Source organism: Acetomicrobium mobile, from assembly GCF_937920065.1.
The window spans coordinates 1-5,701 of record NZ_CALETC010000142.1 but is presented as its reverse complement, the minus strand read 5'-3'; the positions used below and the strand labels follow the sequence as shown (position 1 = coordinate 5,701).

At 43.9% G+C, this 5,701-nt stretch carries 5 protein-coding genes; 1 reads left to right on the top strand and 4 read right to left on the bottom strand.

The features are described 5' to 3' along the window. Positions 1-16 precede the first annotated feature (16 nt). From Q7P41_RS05600 to Q7P41_RS05585, 4 genes are all read right to left on the bottom strand, one after another. Positions 17-577, bottom strand: coding sequence for a DUF6305 family protein (locus Q7P41_RS05600; protein WP_303882803.1), 561 nt, complete (start codon positions 575-577; stop codon positions 17-19). Positions 578-631: 54 nt separating this feature from the next. Beyond that, complete coding sequence (locus Q7P41_RS05595) at positions 632-1,726, bottom strand: deacylase (protein WP_303882802.1); 1,095 nt, start codon at positions 1,724-1,726, stop codon at positions 632-634. Positions 1,727-1,741: 15 nt separating this feature from the next. Next, positions 1,742-3,517: a gamma-glutamyltransferase gene (gene ggt, locus Q7P41_RS05590; protein WP_303882801.1), complete on the bottom strand. Its 1,776-nt coding sequence runs from the start codon at positions 3,515-3,517 to the stop codon at positions 1,742-1,744. A 209-nt stretch (positions 3,518-3,726) separates the two neighbouring features. After that, positions 3,727-4,422 carry a molybdenum cofactor guanylyltransferase gene (locus tag Q7P41_RS05585; protein ID WP_303882800.1) on the bottom strand — a complete coding sequence of 232 codons (696 nt, stop codon included), beginning with the start codon at positions 4,420-4,422 and terminating at the stop codon, positions 3,727-3,729. A 122-nt stretch (positions 4,423-4,544) separates the two neighbouring features. On the opposite strand from Q7P41_RS05585, the gene Q7P41_RS05580 reads away from it, so the two are divergent. Beyond that, positions 4,545-5,579 carry a dipeptidase gene (locus Q7P41_RS05580; RefSeq protein WP_303882799.1) on the top strand — a complete coding sequence of 345 codons (1,035 nt, stop codon included), beginning with the start codon at positions 4,545-4,547 and terminating at the stop codon, positions 5,577-5,579. Positions 5,580-5,701 lie beyond the last annotated feature (122 nt).

Sequence of the window (5,701 nt, the reverse complement as noted above, 5' to 3'; positions counted from 1 at the left end):
ACTATAGCCGGCAAGGCTAAATAACCCCCCACTCTCCCAGAACTTTTTTAAGATGCTCATCAAGTGCGCGGATGGTTTCGGATTCCTCTACAGGGATCTTTTTCTCTTCAGAAACTTTAGTGAAATATCCGTCTTCATTGGCTCCTTTTACATAGATAACATAGTCTGCATGAGGTACTACCGTATCGAGAAAAAGATCAGAAAGTGTTCCGCGACGGGATGCTCCACCAACATGCATCACGAGAATTTTTAATCCCTTTTCGTTGGCAATCTTCAATATTTCTTCTATCCGAGCCTTCTCTTGATCCTGATCTATTCCTGCGGCACCAAGACCTTTTGAGCTGCCCCCTACAACAACAATTAGAACCTTGTGATTGTCTTTAATAGCTGCGGGGTCCATAGCTGAATCGAAGTCCACTTCCACGTCCATTTTTTTCAAGACAACCTTGACCATCATGGCATCAGGGCTCTGGCCCGCAGAAGTAAGAGCTATATTGCTCGCCGCGAAGGCAACCTGGCAGAATAAAATTGCAAATAGAAAAGAAAGGATTAATCGAAAAATTTTATTTTTATACATTTTTGACAGACCTCCAATAAAAAATGATCGGTTTAAATTTGCATAAAAAGAAGCCTAGTTGAGGAACGCTCCCACATCTTTTTTCTGTAGCTCTTCGTAAGATGGAACATTTTCCATCACAAGCTTCTTGCCTGTTGTCTCGCCGTAGATGTCGGCCAAAGATTTTACAACTTCCACACATATCCCCACCCGCATCTTCAAGGGATAATCGGGATCGAAGAGAACATCTGGGGCTTCTCTCCAGGTATCCTGCCCCGGATTGGGCGTTTCGGAAAGAAAGGATAAGCAATCCGTAGCATTCCCAATCTCTAAATGACTTAAACCACGGAATTCAGGATTAGATTGGTCTACTTTCAAGGAAATCCCCTTTTCTTCTAAGGCCAGGACAGTTTCAGCGCCGATTTCTAAAGCTTTGGGGTTGCACACTAGCATATAAGCTAGTCGGCTACCTGGACTTACTTCTCCGTTTTTTCTATCGATAAAGTAATCTGGCGTTCCTGACTCGTGGAGATCTATAGAAAAATTGATTTTCTCTTTTCTGATTAGCTCCATCACTCCAAAAGCTACTTGAGCAGTCGGAGTTCCGTCTTTTTTGCCTGGGTAGTTCCTATTGATGTTTCGCGATTCCGCTCCATCGTCGATTTCGTATCCAGAGAAGTGCTGGAACTTTTCCGGATCTGGCTGCCCCTGGTCTTGAATGTCTACGTAGCGATCCCCATAAGGAAGATATCTTAGGCCAGAGCGACTCTCTATAGGTAGGAAATGTGGAACTTTTCCATTTTGATCAGGAATGGACATTCCGCTAACATTGAGGCACGGAATAACGACAAGGCGTCCTACCTTGACTTCGCAGTTTTCAACAAGCATTGTAGCTGACGTTACGCCAGCCAGTTCCCTAGGGTGAGTACCGCCAAGTACAAGAGCGCTAGCACCCGACTTGCCACTGTCGAGGAAGAAAACCGGTGTGTCGAGGTTAGTGCCACGCAGCGATTCGCAATAGTCGGAAAGCCATCCTTGAGATGTTACCCCGTACCCAGGCCGAACATCCGGCCTGAAAAAGGCAGCATGACTTGTGGATGAAACAAGCAGGAGCATTACGAACGCAACGACTAATTTCCTAGTTAAAGTCTTCATTTTTAACACTGACATTTTGCATCTCCCTCGTTATTTTTCTGGTGCTGCCGCTGCTCCACCTCTGCGCACGGAGCCAACACCGATAAGCGTTCCATCTTCTTCAACTCCAACCACATTAGGTCCCCCGAAAAAGAGATCGGGATATTCCTGCAATTTAACAACATGGCCAAATATTTTTTCAAGACAAGCTATTGTTTCCTCTGAGTAGCCCTTTTCCATCCTTATTTCCGGATATGAGATATATCCTACAAATTTGGGTGCTTTAACGGCTTCCTCAAGGCTCATATCAAAATCCGCAAGGTCTACAATAATCTGAATTAATGTAGAAACGATGCGACTTGCACCAGGAGAACCTAAAACCCACTTCACTTCTCCGTCCTTTTCAATAATCATAGGTGCGATGTTTGTGCGAGGTCGTTTCCCCGGTTCCATATGGATCGGGTCGCCAGGAGCAGGTGCACTTTTAAAGTTTCCAAGCTCATTGTTGATAAAGAAGCCATCAACCCAGCATGCCGTACCGAAGAAAGAAGAAATTGTCTGTGTCCACGACACTGCATTGCCCCACCTGTCGATAATGGAAAAGTGAGTTGTGGAAGGAGATTCGAGAACAAGTTCTCTTAGAGCAGCAACCTTTTCTTCCTCCTTTTCGAATTCCATTTGAAGAAGAATCTTCGAGAAGCTCTCCTCATTTTCAAAGTAGGCAGGATCTCCTACGAGATCTTTCCACGTCTCAGGTTCTGATGCTTGAGAGAGGTCTATTGCCATCATACGAGTCTTGGCATAATCTTTGTTCAGCAACCCTGCCTCCGGCAGATCAGGGTCAAAAAGAGGGTCACCTACATAAGCCTGCTGATCCACTGCTGTCAAGATAAAGGCTTCTTGCATAATGTGCAGCCGCAAGGGATCATCCCATCCAAGGGCGGATAGGTTGAATTTTTCGAGAACGTTGAGGGTCTCCAGCAATCGTGGACCACCGACAGGCATTCCCGGTACGTAAATATCATATCCTCTGTAATGTCCATGTAGTGGATCTCTTTTGACGACTTTATAAGCTTCTAGGTCCTCTTTGCGAATCCAGCCATCATTCTTTTTCATGTATGCGTCTATCTTGTCGGCAATGGATCCACGATAGAACAAGGATGCCCCCTCTTTAGCAAAGGCCCGAATTGTTTTTGCCAAGGCTGGGTTTTTGAAAATATCTCCTTTTTCCCAAGGCAACCCTTCATTGAGGAAATCAGGCGCACTTTTTTGAAGCCTGTCAAAATTATCAGCTACTATACCTGCAAAAGTTTGATTGACTTCAAAACCTTCCTCGGCAAATCGAATAGCGGGAAGAGCAATATCTTCCAGTTTCATAGTCGCTGCTTCTTTGTAAACATACTCAATAGCGGCAGGTACACCTGGAACGCAAGCTCCTTTAATCGTTTTGGCTGCCTCGCTGAGAGTCATGCCACTTTTCTCTAAATTTTCATAAGTAGCCAATTTAGGAGCCGTGCTTCTGAAGTCCAGTGCAAAACGATGTCCATCTTTCATTTGAACAACCAGATAACCTTCTCCGCCTAGTCCCGAAGCGTATGGTTCCACCACTCCTAAAGCTAAACTTACTGCAATAGCAGCATCTACAGCATTGCCACCTTTTTCAAGAATCTCTGCCCCAGCTTGGGCCGCAAGAGGATGTGCTGCGGCTACTATCCCTTTATCAGAACGTAATACTGGCGCGACTGTTACTGCTAGTGATGCGCTTGAAAGAACAAAAAGAATAAGAAAGGCCGCACTCCACCTCTTGATCCATTTACCTCTCCTCATGACTATAGCCACCTCCTATATAAATAAAGATACATTTTCTGCGAATTTACCTCTATGCAACCTATCTTATTGTAGGAGGATACTTACAAAAGGCTATATTTTCTCTCATATCTCTCATTGTTAAATTAAATGAATGGGCACAAAACATGAACACAAAAGGGGGGCATAACATTCCGGGGCAATTAACCGTGCAATTACGTGGCTACTGCTTACCTGTTACTATCAGTCCCTTCGATTAGAATCGCTTCCTCCATTGACATTTTCTGAATGCAGGAAAATATTTTTTGTGCTCTTTGTAAATCTTCGGTGCTATTTATATTGAAAAAAGAGATTTGATAATCTTTTATCACTCTCATCGCCTTTTCTTCGAGAACAGACACATTGACGAAGGGGTAAAAGTCCTTTATCTTCCTTTTGCCTTGTTTGTATGCCGTCTCAGCTGCCTTTAAACAGGAGCGATGGTAAAAGGCATGAAGTGGTTCTAAAAAATTGTTTAATTGGGGCACCAGGACTTGCGAACCCTTTTTTCGGCTTTGATAAATGAGCCTAACCAAAGGTTTCTCGATGAAAGGCATGTCGCATCCAACGAGAAAAATCCACTCCTCATCCGACCATTTTAGAGCTTCTATTAACCCGAGCAAAGGCCCTTGGTTTGGAATAGAATCGCATATCACGCTTACGCAGTTGGACGAAAACAGTGAGGAATGAATTGAGAGCAAGTGATTGTAGTCATGTGGCGAAACAACGAGTAGAATCCTGTCAGACATCGCTTTGATGTTGCTTACGAGAATTTCTAAAAGGTAGGTATCCCCAATCTTTAGCAAAGCCTTATTACATCCTAATCGATTTCCTTTACCTCCAGCCAAGATGACGGCTGTAACGCCGCGGATAAGATCTTCGCACACGTTAAGGTCCCCGTTCTTTAAAGATTTGTTCTTGTATTATATAATCATCTGGACTTTCGTTGCAATGAAGTTGGTGCGGGCTGAAAGTAAGCCCAATTACCTTCCGAGGAGGTTAAGGAAAGGTGAAATACGATCGCATTGAAACAGCAAAACGTCTTCATGAAAAATACTTCGTAGCTGATGCACACTTTGATCTTTTACCCTTAGTATGGGATTGGCGTAAAAGGGGAGAATCAAAGGTCATAGAAAACCGCTACATTCCCGTATTTAAAGAAGGAGGTATAGACCTTGTAGTATCATCGCTATTTGTGTCGGACGAATATTTGCCGGAAATGGCATTGAGGAGAGCCTTGGACTACATAAGTTTATTTTACAAAGAGATGGAAGAAAGCCCCGGCCTTTTTTCGCTGTGCCGAAACGTAGGGGAAATAAAAGAAGCAAAATCTGCCGGCATGGTTGCAATACTGCTTTCCTTTGAAGGGGCAGAGCCTTTGGGCAACGATATAAACCTTTTGAGAATATTTTACGAATTAGGCGTGAGGGGGTTGGGGATCGCGTGGAGCAGGAGAAATTACGCAGCAGACGGTTGTCATTTTGAAGCTAAAGAAGAGGGCCAAAAAGGTGGGCTCACGAACTTTGGAGTCCAGCTACTTCGCGAGGCAGAAAGCCTAGGAATGTATATCGATGTTAGTCACCTTAACGATGAGGGCCTAAAAGATGTCTTGCGGTTTTATGAAAAGCCAGTCATTGCCTCACATTCAAATTGCAGGGCCTTGGCGCAATCCATGCGAAATCTTACGGATGAACAGATATTACAAATAGCTAGTAGTGGCGGCATCATCGGGATGAACGCCTGCAACGAGTTCGTCAAAGATTCAAACGAAGAAGTTTGCGCAAGAGACTTGGCAGACCATGTGGATCATATCTGCGGTCTTGTAGGTTCTTTTGATCATGTTTGTTATGGTTTTGATTTCTGCGATGAATTTCGCGAGGCTTCTCTGCAAGTTGAAGAAAAACGTAATTATGATTGCATCAAAGGACATGCCAGAAGTTTTGAGCTTACGGCTGAACTCGTTTCGCGTGGAATCGGTGAGAAAGAAATTGCGGGCATCATTGGAGGAAATTTCTTGCGATTTTTGGAACGCACTATAGGTTAATGAGATTAATGCAAAATTCGGGAATGATCGCCTGACTTTGTCAGGTGGTTTTAGTGGTAAGGTGTTATCCAGCATCATTCGAGAAAACCCCTTACCACTGTATTTAATTACCATTTGTTAAT